The organism is Pseudolysinimonas kribbensis (genome assembly GCF_030161895.1).
GTDB classification, from domain to species: Bacteria; Actinomycetota; Actinomycetes; order Actinomycetales; family Microbacteriaceae; genus Pseudolysinimonas; species Pseudolysinimonas kribbensis.
This window is the reverse complement of record NZ_BSVB01000001.1, coordinates 2,660,719-2,687,433: the sequence shown is the minus strand read 5'-3', so window position 1 is coordinate 2,687,433 and position 26,715 is coordinate 2,660,719. Positions and strand designations below refer to the sequence as shown.

Here is a 26,715-nt window from a genome sequence, read left to right as displayed (position 1 = left end):
ACCCCCGGCCGCCTATGAGCGCGCCTAGCCTTGACCGGGTGAGCGCTGCGAGCGAGGCCCTGGATCGACTGATCGCGACCGTGCCCGGCTTCCCCGAGCCCGGCATCCTGTTCCGCGATCTGACGCCGGTGCTGGCCGATCCGGATGCCCTGCGCGCGGTCGCGTCGGAGCTCGCGGCCTCCGCGCACGGACCCTACGACGCGATCGCCGGGGTCGAGGCGCGCGGGTTCGCGCTGGCGGCGGCCGCCGCGGCGGTGAGCGGCACCGGTCTCGTGCTCATCCGCAAGGCGGGCAAGCTCCCGCGCGCGGTGTACCGGCGCGAGTACGCGCTCGAGTACGGCACCGCGGCGCTGGAGCTGCACCGCGACGAGCTGCCGCGCGGCTCGCGCGTGCTGCTGGTGGATGACGTGCTCGCCACCGGCGGCACCCTCGAGGCGGCGCTGGGGCTGCTCGCCGACGCGGGGCTCCAGGTCGCGGGCGTGTCGGTCGCGCTCGAGCTCGCGGCGCTCGGCGGCCGCGCGCGGCTCGCGCGCGACGACGTGCGGGCGATCGCCGTCGTCTAGCTCAGCACGCGGTCGAGGTACGGGTTCGTGAAGACGTGCTCCGGGTCGAGACGCCCGCGCACAGCGAGGAAGTCCGCGAAGCGCGGGTAGCGCGGCTCGAGCTCCGCTCGCCCCAGCGTGTGCATCTTGCCCCAATGGGGCCGGCCGTCGTGCGCGAGGAAGATCCGCTCGGCGGCCGCGAAGTAGGCGGCCGGGTCCTCGCGGATCGAGCGGTGCACCGCGATGTAGCCGGAGTCGCGGCCGTACGAGGTCGACAGCCACGTGTCGTCGCGCGCGGCCACCCGCACCTCCACCGGAAACTCGATGCGCCATCCGGCATCGTCGATCGCCCGCCGCAGCTCGCGCAGCGCCGAGGGCACGGCTGCGCGCGGCAGCGCGTACTCCAGCTCACGGAACCGCACATCGCGCGGCGCCGTGAACACCTCGTGCGAGTGGTCGACGTACTCGCGGTCGCCGTAGACCCGGGTCGCGAGCCGGTTGATCGGCGGCGTGAGCGCCGGCACGACGCGGCCGACCGCGCACTTGGCGGCCAGCACCACGTTGGACAGCAGCCGCTCCTCGATCCAGTTGGCGAGCGGTCCGACGGGGCGGCGCTCGGCATCCGCGGGCAGGCGGGTGTTCTGCTTGGTCATGACGCGCTCGGTGTGCGGCCACCAGTAGAACTCGACGTGGTCGGCGGCGGTCATGCGCGGCTCGAAGTCGTCGAGCACCTCCTCGAGCCCGGCGGGCCGCTCGATCGCGTGCAGCAGGAAAGCGGGCACCGCGCGCACGGTGATGTCGGTCAGGATGCCCAGGGCCCCGAGGCCGAGCTGCACCGCCCCCAGCAGCTCGGCGTTCTCGCGCTCGGAGACGGTCAGGATGCCGCCGCCGGCCGTCACGAGCGTCGCCCCCGCGATCCGGGTCGCCAGCCCGCCGAAGCGCGCACCCGTGCCGTGCGTGCCGGTGCTCGTCGCTCCGGCGAGCGTCTGCCGGTCGATGTCGCCCATGTTCTCGAGCGCGAGGCCGTGCGTGTGGAGCATCCGGGTGAGGTCGTGGAGGCGGGTGCCCGCGCCGATCGTGACGAGGTCGCCGTCGATGCGCCGGATGCCGCCCAGCGCCGAGACGTCGACCTGCACGCCGTCGGCGGCGGCGATCGCGGTGAAGCTGTGGCCGGCGCCGATCGCCTTGACGGTCAGTCCGCGCTCGCGTGCTTCCCGCACGACGGCCGCGACCTCCTCCGCGCTTCCCGGTCGCGCGATCTCCACCGGATGCGCGACCGCCGACCGCCCCCAGTTGCGCCAGGTCGGGCTCACAGGAAGGTCTTCCGCTCTCCGCGGTAGGTGGGCAGGGTGCCGACGACGCGGCCGTCCTCGACGACGGCGAAGGCATCCAGGTGCTCGCTGATCTCGCCCGCCTTGGTGTGCCGCAGCCAGACCCGGTCGCCGACGTGCAGGGTGCGGGCGGCCTCGCCGAGCAGCGGCGTCTGCACCTCGCCGGCGCCCTCGCGCGCGAGCATGGTGAGCCCCTGCGGCCACACCACCTGCGGCAGGCGGTCGGCCGCCGCCGGCCCGGAGGCGATCCAGCCGCCGCCGAGCACCGTCGCGATGTCGATGGTCGGCCGGCGCACGACGTCGAGCGCGAAGGCGGCCGCGGGCGCGGGCGCGAAGCGCGTGTATCCGTCGAACAGGTGCGGGCCGAACAGCCCGGAGCCTGCGGCCACCTCCGTCACAGACTCGTCGAGCCGGGTCGACTCGATCGACCCGGTGCCGCCCCCGTTGACGAACTCCAGCTCGGCGAGGCGGCGCACGCCCGCGACGGCGCGGCCACGGCGCTCCGCGAGCTCCGTCGCCGACGACGCCTGCATGCGGCGGATGACGGGGTGACCCTTGTTCACGACGCCGGCGATCTGCGCCTCGTACGCCATCATCCCGACCAGCCGGAAGCCCGGCCGGCGCACCACCTCGGTCGCGAGCGCGACGACCGCCTCGGGTTCGTGCAGCGGCGAGCGCCGCACGCCGATATGCCCGAGCAGCGGCGCACGGTACGACGCGTCGAGCTCGACCGCGATCCGGAGTTCATTGCGCGCATTCGGGGTGCCACGGCGTCGACGAGGACCAATTGGGCGATGTCATCGACCATGAGGGTGATGCGGGCGGCGAGCTTCTCGTCGGAGGCGAGGCGTGCGATCGCGGTGCGGTCGGCGGTCGGGTAGCCGACCAGGATGTCCTCGTAGCGCTCGTCGCCCGTGTCGGCGAGCCAGATCGCCTCGGCGAGCGTGTACGCCATGACGCCCCGGAATCCGGGCAGCGCGAGCACGGCATCCAGCACGCCGCGCACGCGAACCGACTTCGACGCGACCCGGATCGGCGTGCCCTGCGCCCGCTCCAGCAGGTCGTGCGCGTTCGACGCGAGCGCCTCGAGCCCGATGACGCCGACGGGCGCCGAGCGCTTCAGGGTGGCCGCGGTCAGCGCGGGCCAATAGGTCTCCGGATGCCGCCACGGCGCCGACTCGGGCCGCGTCTCGAGATTCAGTTTCATCGCACGCTCCTGATCGGGAGGATGGCGAGCGCGCCGAGGATCGTGGCGAGCCCGGAGAGCAGGAACAGCGTCACGAATCCGCCGAGGCTCACGACCACGAAGGCGCCGAGCAGGGGGCGAGAGCCTGCGGCACGGCGAGCGCGATGTTCATGATGCCGAGGTCCTTGCCGCGGTCGGCGGGATCCGGCAGCACCTGGGTGGCGAGCGCCTGGTCGACGGCGAGGAAGCTGCCGTAGCCGAGGCCGAGCAGCGCCCCGCCGACCATCGCGACCCCGAAGACGGGCACCAGCCCGAGCAGGAGGGCGGCGACCGCCTGCAGGATCGCGGCGACGATCACGAACGGCTTGCGCCGCCCGATCCGGTCGGAGAGCCGCCCGCCGACCAGCGACGCGATCACGATGAACACCATGTAGACGAGCACGAGCTCGAGCAGGGCGTCGTTGGCGTCCGCGGCCTTCAGGTGCAGGCCGAACTCGAGGAAGTACAGCAGCAGCCCGGTGCCGAGGGCGTTGCCGATGTTGACGAGGATGCGGCCGAGCAGCGTCCAGCCGAAGTCCGGATGCGCGCGGGGCGACACCCACATGCCCTCGATGAGGGCGGCGAGCGTGAACGGCGGGCGGTCGGCGCGGGCGAGGCGGGCATCCGGGGCGAGCACCAGGAACGGGATGACGAGCAGCACGAGCAGCACGGCGAGCGCCGTGTAGCCGGCCACGTCGCCCACGAAGACGAACGTGACGAGCACGATGCCGAGGATGATGCCGACCGCCTGCGGCGCCGAGATGAACGCGGCCACCACCCCGCGCTGACCGACCGGCACCTGGTCGGAGATCGTGGCGGTCAGCGCCGCGGTGAGCACGCAGAATCCGACGATCGCGAGGGCCCAGCAGATGCCGAGGCCGACCAGCTCGTTCTGGAAGCCGAGCACGAACACCGCGAGGGCGAACAGCAGCGCTCCCCCGGCGATCCACGGGCGGCGGCGCCCGAATCGCGAGGTCGTGCGGTCGCTCAGCGCGCCGGTGAGCGGGTAGGCGACGATCGCGCACACCCCCGCGATACCGGAGATCACGCCGAACGCGAGCACCGAGTCCTGCCACGGGGTGTCGCCGACTTGTCGCTCGACCTGGAGCGGCAGAAGCTGCTGGAACGGTGCGAGCTGCGCCATCCAGACGCCGAGCCACGCGGCGGCGAACGCGGCGATCCACCTCCCGCCGACGCGGCGCCGTGGTTCGGCGAGGGCGGCGGGGGTTCCGGCGGCGGAAGCGGTCTCGGTCATCGGGTCTCCTTCGATCCGGTGTCGGGTGCTGCGAAGACGGCGAGGGCATCGGCGGCCAGGTCGAGCACGCGCTCGGCGGCCGCATCGTCGCGGTCGGCGAGCCACGCGAGCGTGGCGCCGTCGGTGATCCCGACGACGAGCCGCGCGAGGTCGGCCACGGGGACCGCCCAGCGGATACCGAGCCGGGCCGCGCCGGTCTCGAGCAGCGCCGCCGCGACCGCGTGATAGCGCGCATACTGCTCGGCCGGCAGATCGTGCAAACCGGGCGTGCGGAGCGCGTGCTGGGTCAGCTCGAACATCGCCTGCTCGCGACCGGGATCGCGGCGCACGAGCGCGAGATAGCCGCCGAGGGCGTCGCGCAGCGCGCCGCGCACGTCGGCGGCGTCGCCGAGCAGGGCGCCCGCCGCGTCGCCCTCCTGCGCGACGACGAGCCCCACGACGTCGCGCAGCAGCTCGTCGCGCGACGGGACGGCGTAGTGGAAGCTCGCGAGCGGCATCCCGGCCTCGGCCACGATCGCCCGCGTGGATGCCGCGGCCAGCCCGTCGCGCGCCGCGACCGTCAGCGCCGCCTCGGCGAGACGGGCACGACGGTCGGCGGCGGCGATGCGGGCCATAGTGGGACGAGTGTCCCAGACAGGTGTCCGGTACGCAATGCCCGGCTTCACCGCATCCGATCGCCTGTTTGCCATCCGATCGGCACCGCGGACGGCGCATTGGATGGCAAACGGTGGATCGGACGCGCGGGGCGGGTCAGTCCTTCGTCGAGAACGCCGCGTCGAAGGAGGTGGTCGGCAGCTCCCACAGCAGCGAGCGGATGAAGCCGACGGCCTCGGCCGCGCCGCGCAGGCGGTCCATGCCGGAGTCCTCCCACTCGACCGAGATCGGGCCGGTGTAGCCGATCTTGCGCAGCGCCCGGAAGCAGTCCTCCCACGGCACGTCGCCGTGCCCGGTCGAGACGAAGTCCCAACCGCGCCGCGGGTCGCCCCACGGCAGGTGCGACGACAGCGCGCCGTAGCGACCGTTGCGCGGCTTCAGGCGGGTGTCCTTGCAGTCGACGTGGAAGATCAGGTCGGCGAAGTCGAGGATGAAGGTCACCGGGTCGATGTACTGCCACATCATGTGCGACGGGTCCCAGTTGAACCCGAAGCTCTTCCGGTGGTCGATCGCCTCGAGGGTGCGCAGCGACGTGTAGTAGTCGTACGCGATCTCCGACGGGTGCACCTCGTGCGCGTAGCGCACGCCCTCGGAATCGAACACGTCGAGGATCGGGTTCCAGCGCTTCGCGAAGTCCTCGTAGCCCTTGTCGATCACCTCGCCCGGCACCGGCGGGAACATCGCCACGTACTGCCAGATCGACGAGCCCGTGAAGCCGATCACCGTGTCGACGTCGAGCCGGCGCGCGGCGCGCGCCGTGAGCTTCATCTCCTCGGCCGCACGCTGCCGCACGCCCTCCTGCTCGCCGTCGCCCCACACGCGCTTCGGCACGATCGCCTCGTGCCGGAAGTCGATCGGGTCGTCGCACGTCGCCTGGCCCGACAGGTGGTTCGAGATCGCGAACAGCTTCAGCTCGTGCCGGTCGAGCACGGCACGGAACTCGGCGAGGTACGCGTCGTCCTCGACGGCGCGCTGCACGTCGAGGTGCGACCCGCACGCGACCTCGAGGCCGTCGTAGCCCCACTCCTGCGCGTGCGCCGCCACCTCCTCGAGCGACAGGTCGGCCCACTGGCCGGTGAACAGGGTGACCGGATGCGTGCTCATGGCTTCCTCCTCGAGCTGCGGCTAGAGCGTCCTACAGGGTGGCGACCGTCGGGTCCCAGTCCTCGGGCATGCGCGGCGAGCGCGCGGTGGTGCTGGCGACCTCGACCACGGCCCCGGAGGTCGCGGCCTCGCCGAGCGAGAGCATGACGTCGAGCACGTGGTAGGCCAGCGCTCCGGATGCCCGCTCCGGCACGTCGGCCCGGATGGCGCGGGCGAGCTCCAGCACACCCGTACCGCGGCCGGGCTGCTCGCCGACCTTCTTGGTCACCGGCGTCCCGCCCCACGGGAACACCTCCGTGTCGCCGTGGAACTGGTTCGGATCGGGCAGCACCATGGCGCCCTGGTCGCCGAGCACCTCGAGCACCGGGGTGTAGGCGAACGCGCTGTCGAAGCTGAACTCGACCTGGGCGACCGCCCCCTCCTCGAACTCGAGGATCCCGTACACCTGGGTGTCGACGTCCACCTGCAGCACCGCGCCCTCGCGGGGGCCGGAGCCGATGACGCGCTCCGTGCGCGCCCGGGTGGCCCGGCCCTGCACCCGCGCGACCGGCCCGAGGGCCTGCACGAGCGAGGTGAGGTAGTAGGGCCCCATGTCCAGCAGCGGTCCGCCGCCGGGCTGGTAGTAGAAGTCCGGGTTCGGGTGCCACGGCTCCGGCCCGGAGCTGCGGAACACCGCCCGCGCGGTGACCGGCGTTCCGATCTCGCCCGCGTCGATCGCGCGCAGGGAGGTCTGGATGCCGCGCCCGAGCACGGTGTCCGGCGCGCTCGCGACGCGCAGGCCCTTCTCCCGCCCTCGGGCGAGCAGCTGCTGCCCCGACTCGCGGTCGAGCGCGAACGGCTTCTCGGCCCAGATGTGCTTGCCGGCGTCGAGGATCTGCAGCCCCACCGGCACGTGCGCCGCCGGGATCGTCAGGTTGACGACGATCTCGATGCCGTCATCCGCCAGCAGCTCGTCGACCGTGCCGGAGCCCGCGACGCCGTACTTCTCGGCCTGCTCCTGCGCCCGGTCCAGCGCGATGTCGGCGATGAACCGCACGTCGAGGTCCGGGAACGTCGTCATGTAGTCCAGGTACTGCCTGCTGATGACGCCGGCTCCGATGATGCCGACGCCGACCCTGCCCGTTCCGCTCACGCGCGGTCCCCCTCGGTCTTCGTCACGAATGCGAGGCCCTCGGCGAGGCCCTCGAACAGATCGCCCGCGTAGGCGTCGAACTCCAGCACGCGCACGGCGCCGGGCGCCGCGGCCAGGATGTCGGCCACCGGCACCTTGCCGCTGCCGACCGGCAGCTGCTCGGTCGGGTCCTCGCTGAGCGACCCGTCCTTCACGTGCAGGAACCCGACCCGATCGCCCAGGCGGCGCAGCAGCTCCGGCGCGTCCTGTCCGCCGACCGTCGCCCAGTAGGTGTCGACCTCGAGCACGACCTCGGGCGCGAGCTCGCTCACGAACAGGTCGTACGCGGTGCCCTCGCCGAGCGGCTCGAACTCCCACCAGTGGTTGTGGTAGCCGACCTTGAGGCCGCGGCCGGCGGCCTGTGCGGCGAGGTCGTTGAGGCGGGCGGCGACGCGCTTGACCTCGTCGGCGTCGGTCCAGACGTCGCGCACGGCGGGCTCGATGGCGACCGGGATGCCGAGCAGAGCCGCGGCGTCGAGCGCGGCATCCGCGTCGGCGTCGACGAGCGAGGTGTGCCCCGACGAGACGCCGAGACCGGCGGCCTCCAGGTCGGCGTGCAGCGCGTCCGGGCCGTTCGCGAACCCGAAGGGCTCCACCTGTGTGAAGCCCAGCTCGCGCAGGCGAGCCAGGGTTCCCGGCCGGTCCGCGGCGAGCGCGTCGCGCACGCTGTAGAGCTGGACGGAGATGGGGGCGCTCACTGTTCCTCCTTGGTTGACCGGCTGCCGAGACGGCGGCCGGCGCTGGGGTCGCGGTGAAGGCCAGAAATGGCCTTCACTTACAGCTCCACCGCGCGGGCGGCCCACAGGAGGCCGCGCTCGATGATGGTCTTCACGTTGGGGTCCTGCAGGATCTCGACCCGGTGGCCCGGGGTCGAGACGAAGATGCGGCCCTCGCCCCACAGTCGGGTCCAGATCGCCGGCGAGACGATCGGCCGGTGCCACGGGTGGTAGGGCTGCACCGGGTGGGTCGTCGTGGCGAGCACGTCGTTGAGGTCGTCGTGCAGCACCCAGTACTGCTCGGTCTCGAGCTCGAAGTCGTCGATCCCGGCCATGATCTCGTGCGAGCGGCCGAGGTCGGTCAGGTTCACGGTGTAGCGCAGGTAGTTGTCGTCCATGTCGCCGTGCACCTGGTCCGGGGCCTTCGAGGGATGCACCGCGAACTGCCCGCCGATCATCTGCAGGTACCACTCGCTGTTGCGGTACGAGTCGGCGATGCCGCCGTGCCACCCGGCCATGCCGGTCCCGCCCTGCTCGACGGCGCGACGGAGCCCGGCGAGGGCCTCGCGCGAGATCGTCGACATCGTCACGAGCTGCAGCACGAGGTCGGTCTCGTCCATCACCGCCTCGTCGGTGTAGATCTCGTTGGACTCCTCGATCCGCACCTCGAAGCCGTTCTGCTCGAGGAACGGGATGAACAGGTTGGTCGCCTCGACGGGCTGATGCCCGTCCCAGCCGCCTCGGACGACCAGCGCCTTGCGCTCGCTCACTTCTTCTCCACCTTCGTCAGCCGGCTCTCGTCGCCGGCACTGGTCTCCACCGCCGCGAGCACACGCTGAACCTGCGCGGCGTCGTCGAACGTGGGATGGATCTCGGAACCCGCGTCGATCGCGCGCACCAGGTCGACGACCTCGTGCACGAACGCGTGCTCGTAGCCGAGTCCGTGCCCGGCCGGCCACCAGGCCTCCAGGTACGGGTGCTCCGGCTCGGTGACCTGGATGCGACGGAAGCCCTGCAGGCCCGTCTCGTCGTCGGCGCTGAAGTACTCGAGCTCGTTCATGCGCTCGAAGTCGAACGCGATCGACGCCTTCGAGCCGTTCAGCTCGATGCGGTTCGCGTTCTTGCGGCCGAGCGCCATCCGGGTCGCCTCGAAGACGCCGAGGGCGCCGTTGTCGAAGTCGGCCGTGAACACGGCGGCGTCGTCGACGGTGACCGGCCCGCGCTCCGCGCCCGACGCGCCGCGGCCGCCGAGACCCACGCTCTCGCCCTGCACCGGGCGGGAGGTGACGAAGGTGCGCAGCTGGGCCGAGACGGCCGTGATCAGGGAGGCCGAGATCCACTGCGCCGAGTCGATGATGTGCGCGCCGATGTCGCCGAGCGCGCCGGAGCCCGCCTTCTCCTTGTCGAGGCGCCAGGTGAGCGGGGCGTCGGGGTCGCTGATCCAGTCCTGCAGGTACTGGGCGCGCACGTGCCGGATGTCGCCGAGCCGGCCCTGGGCGACGATGCGCTGCATGAGCGCGACAGCCGGGGTGCGGCGGTAGCTGAAGCCGCACATCGCCAGCACGCCGCGGGTGGCCGCGTCGCGGGCGGCGTCGGCCATGCGCTCGGCCTCGGCGACGGTGTTGGCGAGCGGCTTCTCGCACAGCACGTGCTTGCCCGCCGCGAGCGCGGCGAGCGCGATCTCCTCGTGGCTGTCGCCCGGGGTGCAGATGTCGACGACGTCGATGTCGTCGCGCTCGACGACCTGCTTCCAGTCGGTCGCGGCCTCGTGCCAACCCTGCTGCCGGGCGGCCGCCTCGGTGCGACCGGCGTCGCGCCCGACGATGACCGACATCTCCACGTCGCGGGGCAGCTCGAACATGCGCGGGGCGACCCGCCAGGCCTGGGAGTGCGCGCGTCCCATGAACGCGGTGCCGATCAGGGCGACCCGCAGCGGGGTGGTCGACATGTCTTCTCCTCGTCGAGATCGAAGCGGGGGTGGTGGCGCAGAGAAAAGTCGCGCAGGATCCACAATAGTTTCGCGAACCGGTCGGGCGGAACGCCTCCCGATGACGGATTTCGATGTCTAGGGTCGAAGTATGGCCTCACCGGGACGGCCCGAGGAACCGGAGCCGATCGACCACGAGGGCGCGGCCGCGCGCGAATCGATGAACCGGCGTGCCCACTTCGTCGAGATCAGCATCCAGCAGGCGATGCGCCGGCGTGAATTCGACGACCTTCCGGGCGCCGGCAAGCCCTCCGGATGCGCCACACGCACGATCCGGACTGGTGGATCCGCAGCAAGATCGAGCGCGAACGCCTGAGCGGACTCGGCCCGCCGGCCCTGACGCTGCGGACCGAGGATGCGCAGCTCGACGAGCGGCTCGACGCCCTCGCCTCCGAGTCGGCGGTGCGCGAGCACCTGGATGACTTCAACCGACGGGTGGTGGAGGCCCGACGCCAGCTGCAGGGCGGTCCCCGGTCATCACGCCCACGCGTGACCTCGACGCCGAGGTGCAACGCTGGGCGGCTCGCCGCACGACGCGGCTGCGCGAGGCGTCCGAGCGACGAGAACGCGAGGCGGCCGAGGAGGCTGAGTCGCGTCGCGCCCGCGGCTGGCGCCGCTGGCTCGGCGTCCGCTGAGGCGGCGCAGGCACGCGCGACTCACTGCCCGCGGCGGTACCGCTGCGCACGCCGGGGAGCACGCAGCGACCACGGCTCGTCCGCGGCCTCCGCGAGCGCCGCCGAGACCGCACGCACGAGGTCGCGCGAGAACGTCGCAACATCCGGCGACTCGGGCACGATCAGGTCCACGACCCCGGCCTCCTGCAGTCGGGCGACCGCGACGCCCTGGGCCGCGGCCAGTTCCGGCGCGAACGAGATGTCGCCGCCGTGCAGGATCGCGCTCGCGCCCTCGGGCGGGAGCGGCGCGAGCCACGAGTGCTCGGCCGCGACGACCCGATCGGCGGGGAGGAGGGCGAGCGCGGCTCCTCCCGCCCCCTCGCCGAGCAGGAGCGACACGGTCGGCGACGGGAGCCGGAGCAGGTCGCTCAGGCACCGCGCGATCTCCCCCGCCAGACCACCCTCCTCCGCTTCGCGGGAGAGCGCCGCGCCCGGGGTGTCGATGACGGTGACGAGCGGCAGCCGCAGCTCGCTCGCGAGAGCGATGCAGCGTCGCACCTGCCGCAGGGCTCCGGGGCCGATCGGTTCGCGACGACGCTGCGTCGCGCGATCCTGCGCCACCACGACGCAGGCGGTGTCCGCGAGACGCGCGAGGGCGGTCAGCACGCCGGGGTGCTGCTCCCCTCCGCCGTGCCGGAGAGCGGGAGGACGTTCGAGGCGGCGTATCGCAGCAGCTGCCGGATGCCCGGGCGGCGGGGGTCCCGGGTGCGGAGGACGTCGTCCCACACGGAATCCGCTGGTCGGGCGGCCGGCTCTGTCCGCGTGTCGAGAACACGGCCGGACGAGGACGTGGTTTCGACACGCGCCTGCGGCGCTCCTCGACCACCGATCAGGCGCAGGGCCCGCGCGGCGAGGGCACCGAGCGCCTCCGGCGGCACGACGGCGTCGATGATGCCGTGCGCGGCGAGGTTCTCGGCGCGCTGCACGCCGTCGGGAAAGGCCTCCCCCGTGATCGCCTCGCTCACCCGGGGGCCGAGGAAGCCGATGAGCGCGCCGGGCTCGGCCACGGTCACGTGCCCGAGCGACGCCCACGACGCCAGCACGCCTCCGGTGGTCGGATCACGCAGATAGACGAGATATGGCAGTCCCGCGGTCTTGTGGTCCAGGATCGCCGCCGAGATCCGCACCATCTGCAGGAACGCGATCGTGCCCTCCTGCATCCGGGTGCCGCCGGACGCCGGCGCCGCGAGCAGCGGCAGCGCCTCGCGCGTCGCGCGACGGGCCGCGGCCTCGATGCGGTCCGCACAGGCCACCCCCACCGAGCCGCCCAGGAATCCGAATTCGCTCACCACCACGGCAACGGATACCCCGCCGATGGTTCCGCGGCCGGTCAGCACTGCCTCGTCGAGACCGGTGCGCTCGCGGGCTCGGGCGAGCGAGGCGCGGTAGGCGGGGACGGCATCCACCGGATCCGCGACGGGCACGTCCCATGAGACGAAGCTGTCGGCATCCAGCACCAGATGGAGCAATTCCCGCGCGCTCCGCCGATCGCTCATGACCCTGTGAACTCCTCCCGCACCGCGTCGGTGTGCTGCCCGTACGGCGGCGGCGCCGTGTGCTGCCGCCGCCACTCGGATCCGTCCGCAGCGAAGTGCCGCAGCGGCGGTCCCGGCAGCTCGATGGGGCCGAGCACCGGATGCTCGACCTCGACGACGAGCCCCTGGCTGCGGGTCTGCTCCCACTCGTAGGTCTGCCGGAGGTCGCGCACCCGTCCCGCGGGGATGCCGAGACGGGCGAGCTCGGCGAGCAACTCCTCGGCCCGCCACGATGCGAACGTGGCGTCGACCGCTCGACGGACCTCCGGGGCGTTCCGCACCCGGTCGGCGTTGGTCGCGAAGCCCGGCGCGTCCACCGGCAGGCCGAACGCCGGCGCGAACGCGCGCCACAGGGCTTCCGAGCCGACCGCGATCTGCACAGGCCCGTCGGAGGCGTGGAAGAGGCCGTAGGGGCAGATCGACGGATGGTGAGCACCCTGGGCGACCGGCACCTCGTGCGCGACCGTCCACACCGTGCCCTGGAACGCGTGCACCCCGACGAGTGACGCCAGCAGCGACGTGCGCACGACCGACCCGCGGCCGGTGCGCTCGCGCTCGTGGAGCGCCGCGAGCACGCCGTATGCGCCGTACATGCCGGCGACGACATCCCCGATCGGCACACCGACCTTGGTGGGGTCGCCCGGGCCGGGTCCGGTGACCGACATGATGCCGGCCTCCCCTGGGCGATCTGGTCGTACCCGGCGCGCGCGCCCTCGGGCCCGTCGTGCCCGAACCCGGAGATCGACAGCGTCACGAGCCGCGGGTTGAGCTCGGCCAGCCGCTCGATCGAGAACCCCAGCCGGTCGAGCACGCCCGGGCGGAAGTTCTCCAGCAGCACATCCGCCCGGCGGATCATCGAGGTCAGCACGGCGAGATCGCTCGGGTCCTTGAGGTCGAGGATCACCGACTCCTTGTTGCGGTTCGCCGAGAGGTAGTACGTGGAGATCGACTCGCCCGGACCCACGAACGGCGGCCCCCACGACCGGGTGTCGTCGCCGCCGCCCGGGTTCTCGATCTTGATGACGCGGGCACCGAGGTCGGCGAGCATCATCGCGGCGTGCGGACCGGCGAGCGCGCGCGTCAGGTCGACGACGAGCAGGTCGTCCAGCGGGCCACCGACTCGCCCCGTCGCCTCGTGGCCGACCCCGGCATCCATCACTTGATCGCGAGTGGGTTCAGCGGCGACGCGACGGCGTTCGTGAACGGCAGGGCCGGACCGACGAAGAAGAACTCGTAGACGCCGTCATCGGCGCAGTCGGCCGCGAGCGCGTCGAGGTCCCAGATCTCCCCCACGAGCAGTCCCATCTGCACGATGAGCACGAGGTGCAGCGGCTGGAACACGTCCGGCGTCTGGTTCGGCAGCACCTCCATGCCCCACGTGTCGGTCGCGACCGCCGCGATCTCGTGACGGGCGATCCAGTCGATGGCCTCGAGGCCGAGACCGGCCGCCGCTCCTCCGGCGTACTCGCCCCACGACCCGCGCGCGCGCACCTCGGTCATGGCACCCGTCCGGATGAGCACGAAGTCGCCCGTCTGCACCGTGATGCCCTGCTTCTCGAGCGCCGCGTCGAGATCGTCGCCGGTGATCGCCGTGCCGCCCTCGAGCCAGTCGACGCCCTTGAGCCGGGCGATGTCGAGCAGGATGCCGCGGCCCGCCGGTTCGACAGCCGCGTGCGTGATGTCGTTGCGCAGGGCGCCCTTGCTTGAGACCTGGTCCGCGCTGTACCCGTTATAGATCTGCCCCTGGTAGATGACGTGGGCGAGCGAGTCCCACTGGGTCCCGGCCTGCAGCGGCAGGATCACGAGGTCGTCGGTCGCGCCGAAGTGGCGGTCGTGGTTGCCGTAGAAGTCGCGGACGAGCGTGCCGGCGATCGCGTCGGCTCCGTCGCGGGTCATGAGATGGATCGGGTTGAACCGGTTGAAGGTGCCGCGCTGCGGCCCGTTCTCGTCGAACGGCAACGCCAGGGAGAACGGCCTGCCGGACTTGACGAGTGACGCCGCGCGCGCCCGGATCTCCGGCGTCACGTGGTTGAGCGTGCCGAGTTCGTCGTCGTCGCCCCAGCGGCCCCAGTTGCTGTACTTCGTCATGTAGTCGCGGACGGTGGAGATATCGGGCACGGAGAGTCCTCTCGTTCGGCGGCCGCAGGTCGGCTTCTTCTATTATGTTGCAACGCTGTCTCGTAATTCGAGCGGAGTGGAAGGCGGTCTCGATGTCCCGAGTGCCCATGGCGAGCCCCCGCGGCGAGGAGGAGCGTGCTCGGCGCGCGCTCGCCGCGGGCGCGATCGCCTTCCAGGTCTGCGAGGAGTGCGGGGCGGCGATCTGGTACCCGCGCACCGTGTGCCCCGCGTGCATGAGCGGCGCGCTGCGATGGGCGCGCTCGGCCGGACGCGGCGCGGTGCACAGCCTCACGACCCTGCACCGCGCGGGGCATCCGGACCGGGAGGCCGAGCTGCCGTACACCGTCGCCCTCGTCGACCTGGACGAGGGCATCCGGATCATCGGCGACCTCGCTGACGGCCTCCGGATCGGCGATCGCGTCGGCGCAGAGGTCGCAGCCGACGGCGTGCGCTTCGTCTCCGCCGACGGCGAGCCGGCCGGCGGGGCGGACGCGCGATGAGCGGGGCGCACCGCCTGCGGGGCGAGATCGCGATCGTCGGCATCGCCGAGCTCGCGGAGCCCGCCGGCGACCGCTCGCCCGCCGGGTTCATGGCCGAGGCCGCCCGGGCCGCCATCCTCGATGCGGGCGTGCGGAAAGACCAGATCGACGGCCTGTTCACGACGACGCCCTATTACTACGCGCCGAGTCTCACCTTCGCCGAGTACTTCGGCCTCACGCCGCGCTACAGCGACTCGACCGTGATCGGCGGATGCTCGTTCGAGGCGTACCTCGGGCATGCGGCGGCGGCGATCACGGCCGGGCTGTGCGATTACGCGCTCATCGCCTATGGCTCGACCCAGCGCACGGACCGGGGTGCCCTCATGAGCGGCTCCGAGTGGCTCGAGTACGAGCGGCCCTACGGCATGCTGCATCCGATCAGCCCGATCGGGCTCATCGCGAACCGCCACATGCACGAGTTCGGCACCACGCCGGAGCAGTTCGCGCAGGTGGCCGTCGCCGCGCGGGAGTGGTCGGCGCGCAATCCCCGGGCGCCGCACCGGGATCGCGTGCTCACCGTCGACGACGTGCTCGGCTCGCCGATGATCTCCACGCCCGTCCATCGCCTCGACTGCTGCCTCGTGACCGACGGCGCCGCGGCCCTGGTCGTGACGAGCGCCGAGCGCGCGCGCGACCTCCCGAACGACCCCGTCTACGTGCTCGGCGCCGGCGAGGCGGCCGATCACCGCAACATCACCGGGATGCCCGACCTCACGACGACCCGGGCCCGCGACAGCGCGCGACGGGCGTACGAGATGGCGGGACTCGGGCCGGACGACATCGACGTCGCCGAGGTGTACGACGCCTTCACGATGAGCCTGCTCGTGCTCCTGGAGGACCTCGGCTTCTGCGCCAAGGGTGAGGGCGGCGCGTTCGTCGAGTCCGGAGCGATCCGTCCCGGGGGGCGCTGCCGCTCAACACGAACGGCGGCGGTCTGTCGTTCGTGCATCCGGGAATGCTCGGCGCGTTCCTGCTCACGGAGGCGGTGCAGCAGCTGCGCGGCAGCGCCGGGGATCGCCAGGTCGCCGGCGCGCGCACCGCGCTCGCCCACGGCATGGGCTTCACGCTCGGCGGACACGCGAGCGTCGTGCTCGGCGGCGCGGACGCGCTGTAAGGGCTCGCCCGCGCTCGCGACTAATGTTCTGCTAGCGATCAAGGAGGCGGATGACTCTCGAGGAGACCCGCGACGCCGACGAGGCGAGCGCCGTTCGTCGCCGGAACCGCCACAACACCGCGGACAAGGTCGTCATGCTGCTGCGCGCCCTCGCCGATCGCCCCGAGGGCATAGGCGTGCGCGAGCTCGCGCGCGAACTGGGCATCGACAAGAGCGCCGTCTCGCGGCTGTTCGAGCAGCTGGCCGATCTCGACATCGCCCAGCAGGACGAGTTCTCGGGACGGTTCCGGGTCGGGCCCGAGCTCTTCGCGCTGGCGGCCACCATCCACAGCCGTGACACGCTCTGGCAGGCGGCGGAGCCGATCCTGCGCGAACTCGCGGCGACGTTCAACGAGACCTGCTACCTCGCGGTGCGCGAGGGCGACGAGATCATCTTCCGCGACAAGATCGACACGACGCATCCGCTTCGCTACGTCATCGACGCCGGGGAACGGGCCCCGCTGCACGCCGGCGCCGGCGGGCGCGCGGTGCTCATGACGATGTCCGACGAGGAGATCCGCGCGTTCGCGAAGCGCACCGGCCTGCCGGAGATGACCGAGCACACGATCTCGGACCCGGAGGAGCTCGTCGCCGCCGCTCACGCGGATCGCTCACGCGGCTACGCCGTGAGCCACGGGGAGCGCGTGCTCACGGGCGGGGCGATCGCGGCGCCCTTCTTCGACGGCACGGGCGCCTGCCGCGGCACGATCGCGTTCACCTCGCCGGCGCAGCGCTTCGACGCGGCGCAGGAGCCCGACATCGCGGCCGCGGTCATCGCGGCGGCCCACCAGCTCTCGGTGCGGCTCGGTCACGCGTGACCGCGGGGTGAGCGCCGCCGCCGGCGGTCGCTCCTCACCCCGCGTGGTTCGCTAGAGCCTGAGCTCCTGCTTGTGCGTCTCCCGGGCGAAGAGCACCGCGACGAAGGTCAGGATGCACACCGCCGCGACGTACACCGCGACGCCCCAGAACGCACCGCCGCTGGCGGCGACGAGCGCGGTCGCGATGAGCGGCGAGAGCCCGCCGAAGATCGCGGCCGAGATCTCGCGTCCGAGCGCGAACCCGGAGTAGCGGATCTTCGTGGAGAACACCTCGCCGAACAGCGACCCCTGCACGCCGGCCATCATCTGGATGGTGCCGCCGCCGACCAGGCAGACGGCGAACGCCGCGGCGACCGGGTTGCCGGTGTTGATGAGCAGGAAGTACGGCAGCACGAGGATCGCCGAGAGCAGCGCGGCGCCGCCGAACACGACCTTGCGGCCGAGCTTGTCGGAGAGCAGACCCCACAGCGGGGTGCCGATGACCGAGCACACGCCCGCGAGGAACACGAAGAACGTGCTCTCCTGCGGCTGGAAGAACAGCGCGCCGGCCGGGCTCTTGACGCCGTTGAGGTACGACAGGATCCAGGTGAGGAACACGTAGGTGCCCATCTGCACGCCCGCCGCGAGGCAGAACACGAGGATGAGCGAGCGCCACTCGGTGCGGAACACCGTCGCCAGCGGCACCTTCTGCACGAGCTCCTTCTCGACGACCTTCTGGAACAGCGGGGACTCGTTGACCCGGTAGCGGATCCACAGGCCCACGATCACCAGGATCGCGCTGAAGAAGAACGGAATGCGCCAGCCCCATGCGATCAGATCGTCGTGCGGCATGTACTGCAGCAGGAAGAAGACGAGGGTGCCCAGCATGAGGCCCGACGACGATCCGACGGTTCCCACCGAGCCGAACAGCCCGCGACGGTTCCTCGGCGCGTACTCGAGCATGATGATCGACGCGCCCGCGAACTCCGCTCCGGCCCCGAAGCCCTGCGCCACGCGCAGGATGGTGAGCAGGATCGGCGCCGCGACGCCCACGACCGCGTAGGTCGGCAGGAAGCCCATGAGCAGGGTGGAGATGCCCATGAGCAGGAAGGTCGCGACGAGCACCGGCTTGCGGCCGTACTTGTCGCCGAGGTTCCCGAAGATGAGCGCACCGATCGGCCGGGCGAACTGCCCGACCGCGAAGCCGCCGAACGACAGCAGGACGCCGACGATGGGGCTCTGGTTCGGGAAGAAGATCGTCGGGAAGACGAGCGCGGCGGCCTGCGCGTAGATGAAGTAGTCGAACCATTCGATGATGCCGCCGAAGATGCCGCTCACCACGACGCGGCGCAGCGCGCCCCTGTCGACGGTGGGGGTGGGCGCCGTCTCGCCGGTCGCGGCGACGCCTCTGCCGACAGTCGCCGTCTCGGCGGCCTTGTCGGCCTGTGCTCTGGTCTCGGACATATCGGGTCTTCTCCTTTGAATCGATTCCCGGATTGATGCGAGGGGTGCGATGTTGAGTTATCGGACCGTGGCCAGGTCGGCGTCGGTCGCAGGCCCGACGCCGCCCGATGCGGCCCAGCCGCCGTCGATGCGCAGGTCGGATCCCGTGATCCAGGACGCCTCGTCGGACACGAGGAAGAGGACGCCGTTCGCGATGTCCTGCGGACGGCCGATGCGCTGCGGCAGCAGCGCCGGGCGGGTGGCGAGCTCGCGGCGTGGGCTACCCGGATCGCCGTAGGTCCGGCGGGTCGCGGTGGTCTCGACGACACCCGGCGAGATCGTGTTGACCCGAACGCCCGCGGAGCCGAGCTCGTTGGCGAGCGCGACGCTGAGCCGCAGGACGCCTGCCTTGGCGGTGGAGTATGCGACGAGGTTGGTGGTGTTGCCGGGGTAGCCGGTGCCGAACAAGGCGCCCGACACCGACGCGATGAAGACGATCGAGCCCTGCGCCGCGCGGATCGCGGGGATCGCCGCACGGGTCGCGAGCCACGGCATCGTCAGGTTGCGGTCGATGGTGAAGCGCCAGGCGTCGGGCGAGGTGGACTCCCCGAGCCGGCCCTGGCCGCCTTGGCGTTGTTCACGATCGCGTCGATGCGCCCGTAGCGCTCGAGCGCGAAGCGGGAGAACTCCTGCGCGCCCGCGTCGTCGGAGAGGTCCAGGGCGATGGATGCCGCCTCGCCCCCGGCATTCCGCACCGCCGTCGTGGTGGCCTCCGCCAGCGCGGCGTCGATGTCGGTGCCGACGATCCGCGCCCCTTCGCGGGCGAGCGTGAGCGCCGTCGCCTTCGCGATGTCGCCACCGCTGCCCGTGATGAGCACCACGCGGTCCTGCAGACGGCCGGTCATCTTCGTCGCCCTCTCCTCATCGAGTCGGCTGGGGATCGCTTTATTTGAATACAGTGTCTCGTTCTAGCACATGTGCGCGAGGGCCGACATCATCCCCGCGCGTAATCGAGCACGACGCCGAGCACGTTGGCCGGGTCGCGGTCGACCATGTCGTAGGCGTCGGCCGCATCGTCGAATCCGACGGTGCGGCTCACCATGTCGTCGACCGGCAGGCGTCGCAGCAGCTCGAAGGAGGCCTCGGTGCGGCGCGCCCAGTCCCAGCGCGGCTGGTCGGTCATCTGCGAGCTCGTGATGCGCAGCCGGCGGAAGTGGAACTCCGGCGCCAGGCGCAGCGGCACCAGGTGGCTGCCATAGAGCGAGATCGCCACGATCTCGCCACGATCGGCGGCGATCTCGATCGCCGACTGCAGCGCCGGCGGGGCCCCGCTCGCCTCGTAGACGATGTCGGCGCCACGGCCGTGCGAGAGCTCCGCGACGACGGAGGCGACGTCCTGCGGCTCGACGGCCGCGGCCATCCCGTAGCGGAGGGCCAGCTCGCGGCGCTTCTCGAACCGGTCGACGACGATCGTCGCGGCGGCGCCCAGGTTCGCGATCCGCGCGCACATCATGCCGACGATCCCCTGGCCGAACACGACGGCGGTCTCGCCGGGCTTCACCGGGACGTCGAGCACGCCGGTGAGCGCCACGCGCGTCAGGTTGAGGAATGTCGCCGCCGCGTCGCCGACGCCGTCGGGCACACGCACGACGTACGCGGGGCGCGCGTCGATGGTGAACAGATCCTGATGGGGATGCCGGCAGAACACCCGGTCGCCGACCGCGTACCCGCTCTCCGCCCCCGCGTCGACGACCTCCCCGACGATCTGGTAGCCGTACTTCGTCGGAAAGGGGAGCGTGCCCTCCGAGTTCGGCGGCATCCGGTCGCCCGGCGTGGTGTCGCCGCGGTAGACGAGCATCTCGGTGCCGGCGCTGATGAGCGAACGCGTCGCGCGCACGGTGATCTCGGTGGGACCGGCGCTGCGCACGTCCGTCTCGCGCAACTCGATGTGCCGGGGGCCGGTGAACCAGACCGCGCGGCCCGACCTCCCGGCCATCACCTTTCCCCCTCGGCGCTGAGCGCCGCGTAGACGACCTCGCGGGTGTGCTCGAGATGACGGCGCACGAGGGCCGCGACCGCTTCGGCGTCGCCGAGCCGGCAGGCGTCGGCGATCGCGCGGTGCTCTTCGATGCGCTGCTCCGCCGATCCGCGGATGCCCGTCGACAGGCGCTGGTAGCGCTGGCTGTTCTCCCAGAGCATCGCCTGGATGTCGAGCAGCCAGCGCGATCCGCACTGGTTGTAGATCGAGAAGTGGAAGGCGCGGTGATCGTGGTCGTAGCTCTCGGTGTCGCCCGAGCGGATCGTGTCGGCGAGCGCCTCGAATGCGCGGTCCATGGCGGCGAGCGAGGCCTCGTCCATGAGCGGCACGGCGAGCAGGGCCGCGTGCGGATCGAGCATGAGACGCAGATCGTAGGTCTCGGCGAAGTCGTCGCGATCGGCGGGGCGCACGCGGAAGCCGCGCTGCGGGATCGCTTCCACGAGACCCCGCGACGCGAGAGTTCTCAGCGCCTCGCGCACCGGGATCGCGCTCATCCCGAGCTTCTCGGCCGTCTCGTCCGCGTAGATGCGGACTCCCGGTTGCAGTTCGCCCGAGAAGATCATCTCGCGCAGCACGCTCTCCGCGTGTCCGGCGAGGGTCAGGATCTTCGACGCGTCCTGGCGTCCTCTGGGCATCTTCGCTCCTCAGGTCAGACGGAGCATCTGCTCCTTGACATCAGAACAATAATTTATAGATTTACCCCTATGTCAAGCACTTCCCCGCGGGCGCCGATGAGGGCGGCCCGTCTCTACGGCCCTGGCGACATCCGAATCGACGAGGTTCCGGCTCCCGGCGATCCCGGCCCGCTCCAGGCCATCGTCTCGCCGCTCTGGAGCGGCATTTGCGGGACGGACATCAAGGAGTACACCGGTCACGGCGGCTCCGCGGACAGCAAGCCGCATCCGCTCACCGGGTACGCGGGCCTTCCGATCACGCTCGGCCACGAGTTCTCGGCGCGGGTCGACGCGGTCGGCTCCGGCATCCAGGGCGTCGAGGTCGGAGACGAGGTCGCGGTGTACCCGCTGCTGCACTGCGGGAAGTGCGCGGCGTGCCTGCGCGGCGAATACCAGATCTGCGACATCAAGGCCTGGAACGGACTGAGCTCCCCTGGGGCGGCTTCGGTCAGCAGGTGCTGGTCGAGCACTACCAACTCGCCCCCTGCGCGGCATCTCGACCGTCGCGGGCGCCGTGATCGAGCCCGCGGCCGTTGCTCTCAACGCCGTGCAGCACGCTCGCGTCGCCCCGGGCGACACGGTGCTCGTCGTCGGGGCGGGGGCGATCGGGATGCTGTGCATGCTCGCCGCCAAGGCGCTCGGCGCGGCGGCCGTCCACGTCTTCGAGCCCAACCCCTCCCGTGCGGCGCTCATCGAGCGTCTCGGCGGGATCGCGGTGCCGGCCGCGGCTGCGGGCGACATCCCGGGCTACCTCGCCGACCTGACCGACGGTCTCGGCGTCGACGTCGCCATCGACGCGGCCGGCAAGCCCGCTTCGAACGAGGCGGCCATCGCGTCGGTGCGCGCGGGCGGCACCGTCGGCGTGCCGTCGGTGCACCCGGGGCCCATCACCGTCGATGTCCGCCGGCTCACGCGCTTCGACCTCACGATGGTCGGCACCGTCGGCTACACCCGCAAGGCGTGGGACGAGACGGTCGAGCTCACGCGCGCAGGGCAACTGCCGCTCGAGAACATCGTGACGGCGAAGATCGGGCTCGACGATATCGCCGCGCAGGGCTTCGACGTGCTGTCGACCCCAAGCGACCAACTCAAGATCCTCATCCAGGTCAACGAGTAGGGCGCGACCATGACCGATCAGCCGAGATTCGCCGCGAGCGACGGCACCACCTACCACGCGCCCTTCGTCGACGAGCTCGATGCCTACCCCGCCGCGGGCGTGCATGGGCTCGGGCTCTGGGAGTTCAAGCTCGAGGGCGACCGCGACGCCGAGCGCGCCGCGGCCATGAAGGACGCCGGCCTGCACGCGACCTTCTGCTTCCCGCTCACCCCCGGCATCTTCACCGGCAACGCGCACTTCGCCCATCCGAAGGACCCGGACGCCCGGCTGCAGATCCTGCGCGAGTCGGTGCGGCGCTTCGCCGTGTACGAGCCCGAGGCCGTGTGCATCCTCGCGGGCGCGCCGCAGGGCGGCGACGTCGCGGAGTCGCGGCGCCGGGTCGTCGCGGCCTTCACGGAGCTCGTCGAGATCGCACGCGACGCCGGCGTGAAGCTCGCTCTCGAGGTCATCAGCCCCGGCAGCGCGGGGAGCCTGTGCCAGAGCATCCCGGAGGCCGCCGATCTGATCACCGATGCCGGCGGCGAGGGCACGATCGGCATCCTGCTGGACAACTGGCACATCGCCGACGAGCCCCTGCAGAACATCGCCGACTACATCGACGCGATCGCCGGCATCCAGGTGTGCGATCGCGCGGCCGATTCGGGCGGCCGATTCGATCGCGCGCTGCCGGGCAGGGGGTGCTCGATGTCGAGGGCGTCATCCGAACCGCCCACGCGGCCGGCTACCGCGGCTGGTACGAGCTCGAGATCTTCTCAGACGACGGCACCTTCGGCGAGCCGGTCGCCGACCCGATGTGGCAGTGGCCGACGTCGCGGCTGCTGACCGAGGGCAGGGCCGCGTTCGAGACGGTCTACGCGCGGGCGACCGCCGCGGTGCAGGGATAGGGAGAGCCACGTGCGACTGATCGGATACCGGCACGGCCGCAGCGTCACGGTGGGGCGTGCGCTCGCCGGCGGCCTCGTGCAGCCCATCGCGGACGTCGAGGAGTTCTGGGAGGATCCGTTCCGCTGGGGCGAGGCCCCGAGTGGCGCCGATCCGCTGCCCACGGCGGACCTGGAACTCGCCGTGCCCGTGCGGCCGTCGGCCCGGGTGCTCTGCGTCGGCCTGAACTATGCCGAGCACGCGGAGGAGGGCAACTGGGCGCCGCCCACCTACCCCACCGTGTTCGCCCGCTGGACCGCGTCGCTCGCGTTGCCCGGCAGAGCGGTGACGGTGCCGCCGTCCGAGCAGGGCCTCGACTGGGAAGCCGAGCTCCTGGCCGTCGTCGGACGGCCGGCCTACCGGGTCAAGGCCGCCGACGCCGAGGGGATCGTCTACGGCTACGCCGCGTTCAACGACCTCACGGCGCGCACCCTGCAGAAGCTGACGAGCCAGTGGACGCTCGGCAAGAACGCGGACGGCAGCGGGCCGATCGGCGAGATCGTGACCGCGGCCGAGCTCGGCGACATCAGCGGCGGATTGCGAATCTCGTCCCGGGTCAACGGCGAGGTCGTGCAGTCGGACACGACCGACAACATGATCTTCGGCATCCCGCAGCTGCTCGAGTTCCTCAGCCAGGGCATGACGCTTCAGCCGGGGACCTCATCGCGACCGGCACGCCCTCGGGCGTCGGCTACGTGCGCACGCCGCCGCGGTTCCTGACACCGGGTGACGTCGTCGAAGTCGAGATCGAGCGCATCGGAACGGTGTCGACCCCCGTCGTCGCTTCGGAGCGGGTCGAGTAGCCGCCTCCGAGCGGCGTATCGAGATCTCACCGTCGTCGGGGGTGAGGTCTCGATATGCGGCCGCTGACCGCTACTCGACCCCCTCCGCCGCGAGCCGCAGTACGAAGAGCCCGTAGTTCTTGTCGGTGCAGAAGATGGTGCCGCGGTCGTCGACGAGCACGTCCTCGAACGAGGTCGTGAGCTGCGCGGGCTTCGGACCGCGCCGCACCGTCGGATCCACCGGCACGTAGAACGCGATCTCCTCCGGCCGCAGGGGCTCGGAGACGTCGTAGACCCGCAATCCGCCGTTGAAGTGGGTGAGATAGACCCGGGTCGGATCGTTCAGGGTTCCCGGCTGCCCCTGGTACTGGTGCTGGTTGTGCGGACCGTGCCGGCCGCCCTTCTGCTGATAAGTGCGATGGCCGGTCTCGGGCGACGGCAGCGGGGTCGGGAACCAGGCCGCGATCCGCGGAGCCGCGGGGTCCCGCACGTCGATCGCGACGGCGTACGGCAGCCCCTCGGAATCGCCCTCGCCGAGCGCCTCGCTGTTGGCCACGACGTAGTCGCCGTAGGAGTATGCCGTGTGGACGCCGAGCGGACTGCCGAAGTCGCCGAAGCCCAGCCGCGACACCAGGCGCGGGGCGCTCGGGTCCGAGACGTCGAGCACGACGAAGCCGTACTGGCCCCAGCTGCAATAGGCGAGGTCGCCGACGACGTGCGCGGGACCGTGCAGGCCCCATTTGGTGGCGCCTTCCTCCCCCGCCGCGACGTTCTGGCCGGGCGCCCACCAGCGGCCCACCTCGGTGACGTTCGCGGGATCGGAGACGTCGACGATCGAGAGGATGTTGCCGGCGAATCCCTCCGCCTCGGTCGCGAGATACGCGTAGCGGCCGCCGGCCCAGTAGTTGCGGTGCGTGCCGCGTCCGCCGGTGTCGTAATGCGAGACGAGAGCCGGGTGCGCGGGATCGGTCGCGACGTCGAACAGCAGGATGCCGACCTCCTCGGCGAGCTCCGGCTCGTAGCCCCAGCCGGGCGTCGGTCGCTCGAGCGCGCCGATCATGAGGCCGTCGGCCACTTGCACCTGATAGCACCAGCTCGTCGCCGCCCCGTCGACCTGACCGACCAGCTCGGGGTTCGCGGGATCGGTGACATCGAGCACGGACCAGCGCGAGACCCAGAAGTGACTGAGATAGAGGTAGTAGCGCTCGCCGACCTTCTGCAACGCGATCTTGAACGCCGGGTCGCCACCGAGGTCGTGGTAGCCGACGAGGTCGATCCCGCGCGACTCGGCGGCGGCGGGTGCGTGGTCGAGCGTCATCGCTCATCCCTTCTGTCGGGCTCCCGGACGATGCGGCCGGCCGGATCGTCGGCATCCATCGCTCTGAGCCTCTCCTTCTGCACCTTCGCAGTCGCGGTCTTCGGCAGCGCGTCGGCGAATCGGAGATAGCGCGGCACCTTGAACGGAGCGAGGTGCTCGGCGGCCCACGCGAAGACGTCGCCCGCGGAGAGCGGCGCGGCGTCCACACCGTCGCGCGGCACGACGAAGACCAGCAGCTCCTCGTCGGAGAGCTCGGCCGGCACGCCGATGACGGCCGCCTCGGCGATCGAGGGATGCCGTGCGATCACCCGCTCGACCTCGAGCGACGACACGTTCTCGCCGCGGCGTCGCACGATGTCCTTCATGCGGTCGACGAAGAAGAAGAACCCGTCGTCGTCCTGGTAGGCGCTGTCACCGGTGTGCAGCCAGCCCTCGACGAGCGTCTCGGCGGTCTTCTCCGCAAGACCGAAGTACCCGCTCATCATCGCGGCGTTCCTCAGGAGCAGCTCCCCGCGTGCCGCGCAGCACCTCGGCGCCCGACTCGTCGACGATCTTCGCCTCGGTGGGCGGCACGCTCGGGTCGGGGTGGTGACGCGGCAGCCCCATCGTGCCGGGATGCCGCGGTCCGTCGAGGGCTCGAGCAGGCCGAACGTCGTCTCGCTCATCCCGAAGCCCGAGATGCAGCGCAGGCCGAAGCGGGCCTCGATCTCGTCGACGACCTCGACGGCGAGCGCGGGCACGCCGTAGGCGATGCGCACGTGGTTGTCGGCGTCGTCGGGGCTCGCCTGCGACTTGGTGAGGATCATCGCCATCGCGCCGATGAAGTTGAAGACGCTCACGCGGTGCCGCCGCACGTCCGGCCAGAACCGGCTCGCGCTGAACCGCGGAGCGAGCACGAGAGCGCCGCGCGCGGCGATCGCCGCCATCGTCGAGTAGGCCTGCGAGTTGATGTGGAACAGCGGCAGGCAGGCGTAGATGCGCTCACCCGGCTCCATGCGCATCCAGTCGATGTAGGCCTGCCCGGTCAGCACGAAGTTGCGATGCGTCTGCATGACGCCCTTCGGATCCCCGGTGGTCCCCGAGGTGTAGATGAGCGAGATGAGGTCATCGCCCGCGAGATCGACGGCCGGCGCCGGGTCAAGGCCGGACCGGGCGGCGAGGGCGCCGAACTCGGCGGGGGTGAGGACGGGACGGCCCGCGGGGGCGAGCATCCCGGCGAATTCATCGTCGGCGAGCGCGATCCGCGCCCCGGAGTCGCGCACGAGGTAGCCGGCCTCGGCCTCCCGGAAGCCGGTGTTGATCGCGACCAGGACACCGCCGATGCGCGCGAGGCCGAGCCACGCCCACAGGAACTCCGGGGTGTTGCCGAGCATGAACGCGACCCGGTCGCCGTGGCGCACGCCGAGCTCGTGCCACGCCGCCGCGGCGCGGTCGATGAACCCGCCCGCCTCGCGGAACGAGTAGGCGCGGTCGTCGGTCGTGAAGATCACGAACGGCGCCTCCGGGGATGCGGCGCGCGCCTCATCGAAGAAGTCGCGGACGTTGAGACGCGCGAGATCGATCACTCCCATATCGTAAGACGCCGTATCGGTATAACGCGACATGGTCGCGGATCGGATGC

At 71.6% G+C, this 26,715-nt stretch carries 25 protein-coding genes and 5 pseudogenes; 9 read left to right on the top strand and 21 right to left on the bottom strand.

Annotation, left to right across the window (positions count from 1 at the left end; translation table 11 throughout):
* The first annotated feature begins 14 nt into the window (after positions 1-14).
* Positions 15-563 carry an adenine phosphoribosyltransferase gene (locus QQK35_RS14800; RefSeq protein WP_284254842.1) on the top strand — a complete coding sequence of 183 codons (549 nt, stop codon included), beginning with the start codon at positions 15-17 and terminating at the stop codon, positions 561-563.
* On the opposite strand, the gene QQK35_RS14795 is transcribed toward QQK35_RS14800, so the two are convergent.
* The 9 genes and pseudogenes from QQK35_RS14795 to QQK35_RS14755 form a co-directional block, all read right to left on the bottom strand.
* Positions 560-1,855, bottom strand: a complete 1,296-nt coding sequence (locus QQK35_RS14795; protein ID WP_284254841.1) for a D-arabinono-1,4-lactone oxidase — start codon at positions 1,853-1,855, stop codon at positions 560-562. The two genes, QQK35_RS14800 and QQK35_RS14795, sit on opposite strands and share 4 nt — an antisense overlap.
* A pseudogene (locus QQK35_RS14790) lies at positions 1,852-3,080 on the bottom strand (alanine racemase). The gene QQK35_RS14795 and the pseudogene QQK35_RS14790 overlap by 4 nt, the downstream one beginning before the upstream one ends.
* A gap of 88 nt (positions 3,081-3,168) precedes the next feature.
* The gene (locus QQK35_RS14785) at positions 3,169-4,353 is read right to left on the bottom strand and encodes an MFS transporter (protein WP_284254840.1); all 1,185 of its coding nucleotides are present in this window, start codon (positions 4,351-4,353) and stop codon (positions 3,169-3,171) included.
* The gene (locus QQK35_RS14780; protein ID WP_284254839.1) at positions 4,350-4,967 is read right to left on the bottom strand and encodes a TetR/AcrR family transcriptional regulator; all 618 of its coding nucleotides are present in this window, start codon (positions 4,965-4,967) and stop codon (positions 4,350-4,352) included. The genes QQK35_RS14785 and QQK35_RS14780 overlap by 4 nt, the downstream gene beginning before the upstream one ends.
* 136 nt (positions 4,968-5,103) lie before the next feature.
* The gene (locus QQK35_RS14775) at positions 5,104-6,111 is read right to left on the bottom strand and encodes a sugar phosphate isomerase/epimerase family protein (protein WP_284254838.1); all 1,008 of its coding nucleotides are present in this window, start codon (positions 6,109-6,111) and stop codon (positions 5,104-5,106) included.
* A gap of 31 nt (positions 6,112-6,142) precedes the next feature.
* A complete protein-coding gene (locus QQK35_RS14770; RefSeq protein WP_284254837.1) occupies positions 6,143-7,243 on the bottom strand; it encodes a Gfo/Idh/MocA family protein in 1,101 nt (366 codons plus the stop codon).
* The gene (locus QQK35_RS14765) at positions 7,240-7,980 is read right to left on the bottom strand and encodes a sugar phosphate isomerase/epimerase family protein (protein WP_284254836.1); all 741 of its coding nucleotides are present in this window, start codon (positions 7,978-7,980) and stop codon (positions 7,240-7,242) included. The genes QQK35_RS14770 and QQK35_RS14765 overlap by 4 nt, the downstream gene beginning before the upstream one ends.
* 77 nt (positions 7,981-8,057) lie before the next feature.
* Positions 8,058-8,768, bottom strand: a complete 711-nt coding sequence (locus QQK35_RS14760; protein WP_284254835.1) for a ThuA domain-containing protein — start codon at positions 8,766-8,768, stop codon at positions 8,058-8,060.
* On the bottom strand, positions 8,765-9,946 hold the full coding sequence (locus QQK35_RS14755; RefSeq protein ID WP_284254834.1) for a Gfo/Idh/MocA family protein: 1,182 nt from the start codon (positions 9,944-9,946) through the stop codon (positions 8,765-8,767). The genes QQK35_RS14760 and QQK35_RS14755 overlap by 4 nt, the downstream gene beginning before the upstream one ends.
* A 130-nt stretch (positions 9,947-10,076) precedes the next feature.
* Between QQK35_RS14755 and QQK35_RS20575 the strand changes: the two genes are divergently transcribed.
* The gene (locus QQK35_RS20575; RefSeq protein WP_431311814.1) at positions 10,077-10,301 is read left to right on the top strand and encodes a DnaJ family domain-containing protein; all 225 of its coding nucleotides are present in this window, start codon (positions 10,077-10,079) and stop codon (positions 10,299-10,301) included.
* Positions 10,302-10,641: 340 nt separating this feature from the next.
* Here the strand turns inward: QQK35_RS20575 and QQK35_RS19925 are convergent, their stop codons facing one another.
* The 4 genes and pseudogenes from QQK35_RS19925 to QQK35_RS14735 all read right to left on the bottom strand — a co-directional run bounded on the left by QQK35_RS19925 (position 10,642) and on the right by QQK35_RS14735 (position 14,312).
* Positions 10,642-11,265, bottom strand: a complete 624-nt coding sequence (locus QQK35_RS19925; protein ID WP_348534957.1) for a carboxyl transferase domain-containing protein — start codon at positions 11,263-11,265, stop codon at positions 10,642-10,644.
* Positions 11,259-12,155 (bottom strand): acetyl-CoA carboxylase carboxyltransferase subunit beta, encoded by an 897-nt coding sequence (locus QQK35_RS19920; RefSeq protein ID WP_348534956.1) that lies wholly within the window; start codon positions 12,153-12,155, stop codon positions 11,259-11,261. The genes QQK35_RS19925 and QQK35_RS19920 overlap by 7 nt, the downstream gene beginning before the upstream one ends.
* A pseudogene (locus QQK35_RS14740) lies at positions 12,152-13,350 on the bottom strand (CaiB/BaiF CoA transferase family protein). The gene QQK35_RS19920 and the pseudogene QQK35_RS14740 overlap by 4 nt, the downstream one beginning before the upstream one ends.
* Positions 13,350-14,312 carry a cyclase family protein gene (locus QQK35_RS14735; RefSeq protein ID WP_284254832.1) on the bottom strand — a complete coding sequence of 321 codons (963 nt, stop codon included), beginning with the start codon at positions 14,310-14,312 and terminating at the stop codon, positions 13,350-13,352. Before QQK35_RS14735 ends, QQK35_RS14740 begins: the two are co-directional and overlap by 1 nt.
* Positions 14,313-14,404: 92 nt before the next feature.
* Here QQK35_RS14735 and QQK35_RS14730 point away from each other — a divergent pair, with 92 nt between their 5' ends.
* Positions 14,405-14,812 carry a Zn-ribbon domain-containing OB-fold protein gene (locus QQK35_RS14730; protein ID WP_284254831.1) on the top strand — a complete coding sequence of 136 codons (408 nt, stop codon included), beginning with the start codon at positions 14,405-14,407 and terminating at the stop codon, positions 14,810-14,812.
* A gap of 397 nt (positions 14,813-15,209) precedes the next feature.
* Here QQK35_RS14730 and QQK35_RS14725 read toward each other — a convergent pair whose 3' ends face one another.
* Entirely contained in the window at positions 15,210-15,404 is a 195-nt protein-coding gene (locus QQK35_RS14725) for a hypothetical protein (protein WP_284254830.1), read from the bottom strand.
* On the opposite strand from QQK35_RS14725, the pseudogene QQK35_RS20570 reads away from it, so the two are divergent.
* Positions 15,394-15,965, top strand: a pseudogene (locus QQK35_RS20570) (thiolase C-terminal domain-containing protein). The gene QQK35_RS14725 and the pseudogene QQK35_RS20570 overlap by 11 nt on opposite strands.
* Before the next feature lie 50 nt (positions 15,966-16,015).
* Positions 16,016-16,822, top strand: coding sequence for an IclR family transcriptional regulator (locus QQK35_RS14715; RefSeq protein ID WP_284254828.1), 807 nt, complete (start codon positions 16,016-16,018; stop codon positions 16,820-16,822).
* A gap of 51 nt (positions 16,823-16,873) precedes the next feature.
* Here the strand turns inward: QQK35_RS14715 and QQK35_RS14710 are convergent, their stop codons facing one another.
* From QQK35_RS14710 to QQK35_RS14690, 5 genes are all read right to left on the bottom strand, one after another.
* Positions 16,874-18,265: an MFS transporter gene (locus tag QQK35_RS14710; protein ID WP_284254827.1), complete on the bottom strand. Its 1,392-nt coding sequence runs from the start codon at positions 18,263-18,265 to the stop codon at positions 16,874-16,876.
* 57 nt (positions 18,266-18,322) lie between these two features.
* The gene (locus QQK35_RS14705; protein WP_284254826.1) at positions 18,323-18,799 is read right to left on the bottom strand and encodes an SDR family NAD(P)-dependent oxidoreductase; all 477 of its coding nucleotides are present in this window, start codon (positions 18,797-18,799) and stop codon (positions 18,323-18,325) included.
* Positions 18,800-18,801: 2 nt separating this feature from the next.
* The gene (locus QQK35_RS14700; RefSeq protein WP_284254825.1) at positions 18,802-19,149 is read right to left on the bottom strand and encodes an SDR family NAD(P)-dependent oxidoreductase; all 348 of its coding nucleotides are present in this window, start codon (positions 19,147-19,149) and stop codon (positions 18,802-18,804) included.
* Positions 19,150-19,238: 89 nt separating this feature from the next.
* Positions 19,239-20,240, bottom strand: coding sequence for a zinc-dependent alcohol dehydrogenase (locus tag QQK35_RS14695; protein ID WP_284255719.1), 1,002 nt, complete (start codon positions 20,238-20,240; stop codon positions 19,239-19,241).
* Positions 20,240-20,917: a GntR family transcriptional regulator gene (locus QQK35_RS14690; protein WP_284254824.1), complete on the bottom strand. Its 678-nt coding sequence runs from the start codon at positions 20,915-20,917 to the stop codon at positions 20,240-20,242. The genes QQK35_RS14695 and QQK35_RS14690 overlap by 1 nt, the downstream gene beginning before the upstream one ends.
* Positions 20,918-20,986: 69 nt before the next feature.
* On the opposite strand from QQK35_RS14690, the pseudogene QQK35_RS20565 reads away from it, so the two are divergent.
* The 4 genes and pseudogenes from QQK35_RS20565 to QQK35_RS14670 all read left to right on the top strand — a co-directional run.
* Positions 20,987-21,334 (top strand): annotated as a pseudogene (locus tag QQK35_RS20565) (alcohol dehydrogenase catalytic domain-containing protein); the annotation flags it as partial.
* 136 nt (positions 21,335-21,470) lie between these two features.
* Positions 21,471-22,073 (top strand): zinc-dependent alcohol dehydrogenase, encoded by a 603-nt coding sequence (locus tag QQK35_RS14680; RefSeq protein WP_284254822.1) that lies wholly within the window; start codon positions 21,471-21,473, stop codon positions 22,071-22,073.
* Positions 22,074-22,082: 9 nt separating this feature from the next.
* Positions 22,083-22,895: a sugar phosphate isomerase/epimerase family protein gene (locus tag QQK35_RS14675; RefSeq protein ID WP_284254821.1), complete on the top strand. Its 813-nt coding sequence runs from the start codon at positions 22,083-22,085 to the stop codon at positions 22,893-22,895.
* A gap of 72 nt (positions 22,896-22,967) precedes the next feature.
* Positions 22,968-23,797 (top strand): annotated as a pseudogene (locus tag QQK35_RS14670) (fumarylacetoacetate hydrolase family protein).
* 70 nt (positions 23,798-23,867) lie between these two features.
* Here the strand turns inward: QQK35_RS14670 and QQK35_RS14660 are convergent.
* Together QQK35_RS14660 and QQK35_RS14655 are read right to left on the bottom strand one after the other, a co-directional pair.
* The gene (locus QQK35_RS14660; RefSeq protein ID WP_284254818.1) at positions 23,868-25,094 is read right to left on the bottom strand and encodes an LVIVD repeat-containing protein; all 1,227 of its coding nucleotides are present in this window, start codon (positions 25,092-25,094) and stop codon (positions 23,868-23,870) included.
* Positions 25,091-26,659: an AMP-binding protein gene (locus QQK35_RS14655; RefSeq protein WP_284254817.1), complete on the bottom strand. Its 1,569-nt coding sequence runs from the start codon at positions 26,657-26,659 to the stop codon at positions 25,091-25,093. The genes QQK35_RS14660 and QQK35_RS14655 overlap by 4 nt, the downstream gene beginning before the upstream one ends.
* Positions 26,660-26,715 lie beyond the last annotated feature (56 nt).

Bases quoted from the DNA above. Each gene is read 5' to 3' on its own strand.
- QQK35_RS14690 (WP_284254824.1), bottom strand. From the start codon at position 20,917: ATGCCCAGAGGACGCCAGGACGCGTCGAAGATCCTGACCCTCGCCGGA.
- QQK35_RS14660 (WP_284254818.1), bottom strand. From the start codon at position 25,094: ATGACGCTCGACCACGCACCCGCCGCCGCCGAGTCGCGCGGGATCGAC.
- QQK35_RS19920 (WP_348534956.1), bottom strand. From the start codon at position 12,155: ATGAGCGATCGGCGGAGCGCGCGGGAATTGCTCCATCTGGTGCTGGAT.
- QQK35_RS14715 (WP_284254828.1), top strand. From the start codon at position 16,016: ATGACTCTCGAGGAGACCCGCGACGCCGACGAGGCGAGCGCCGTTCGT.
- QQK35_RS14695 (WP_284255719.1), bottom strand. From the start codon at position 20,240: ATGGCCGGGAGGTCGGGCCGCGCGGTCTGGTTCACCGGCCCCCGGCAC.
- QQK35_RS14705 (WP_284254826.1), bottom strand. From the start codon at position 18,799: ATGCCGTGGCTCGCGACCCGTGCGGCGATCCCCGCGATCCGCGCGGCG.
- QQK35_RS20575 (WP_431311814.1), top strand. From the start codon at position 10,077: ATGGCCTCACCGGGACGGCCCGAGGAACCGGAGCCGATCGACCACGAG.
- QQK35_RS14675 (WP_284254821.1), top strand. From the start codon at position 22,083: ATGACCGATCAGCCGAGATTCGCCGCGAGCGACGGCACCACCTACCAC.
- QQK35_RS14785 (WP_284254840.1), bottom strand. From the start codon at position 4,353: ATGACCGAGACCGCTTCCGCCGCCGGAACCCCCGCCGCCCTCGCCGAA.
- QQK35_RS14730 (WP_284254831.1), top strand. From the start codon at position 14,405: ATGTCCCGAGTGCCCATGGCGAGCCCCCGCGGCGAGGAGGAGCGTGCT.
- QQK35_RS14710 (WP_284254827.1), bottom strand. From the start codon at position 18,265: ATGTCCGAGACCAGAGCACAGGCCGACAAGGCCGCCGAGACGGCGACT.
- QQK35_RS14700 (WP_284254825.1), bottom strand. From the start codon at position 19,149: ATGACCGGCCGTCTGCAGGACCGCGTGGTGCTCATCACGGGCAGCGGT.
- QQK35_RS14800 (WP_284254842.1), top strand. From the start codon at position 15: ATGAGCGCGCCTAGCCTTGACCGGGTGAGCGCTGCGAGCGAGGCCCTG.
- QQK35_RS14755 (WP_284254834.1), bottom strand. From the start codon at position 9,946: ATGTCGACCACCCCGCTGCGGGTCGCCCTGATCGGCACCGCGTTCATG.
- QQK35_RS14780 (WP_284254839.1), bottom strand. From the start codon at position 4,967: ATGGCCCGCATCGCCGCCGCCGACCGTCGTGCCCGTCTCGCCGAGGCG.
- QQK35_RS14775 (WP_284254838.1), bottom strand. From the start codon at position 6,111: ATGAGCACGCATCCGGTCACCCTGTTCACCGGCCAGTGGGCCGACCTG.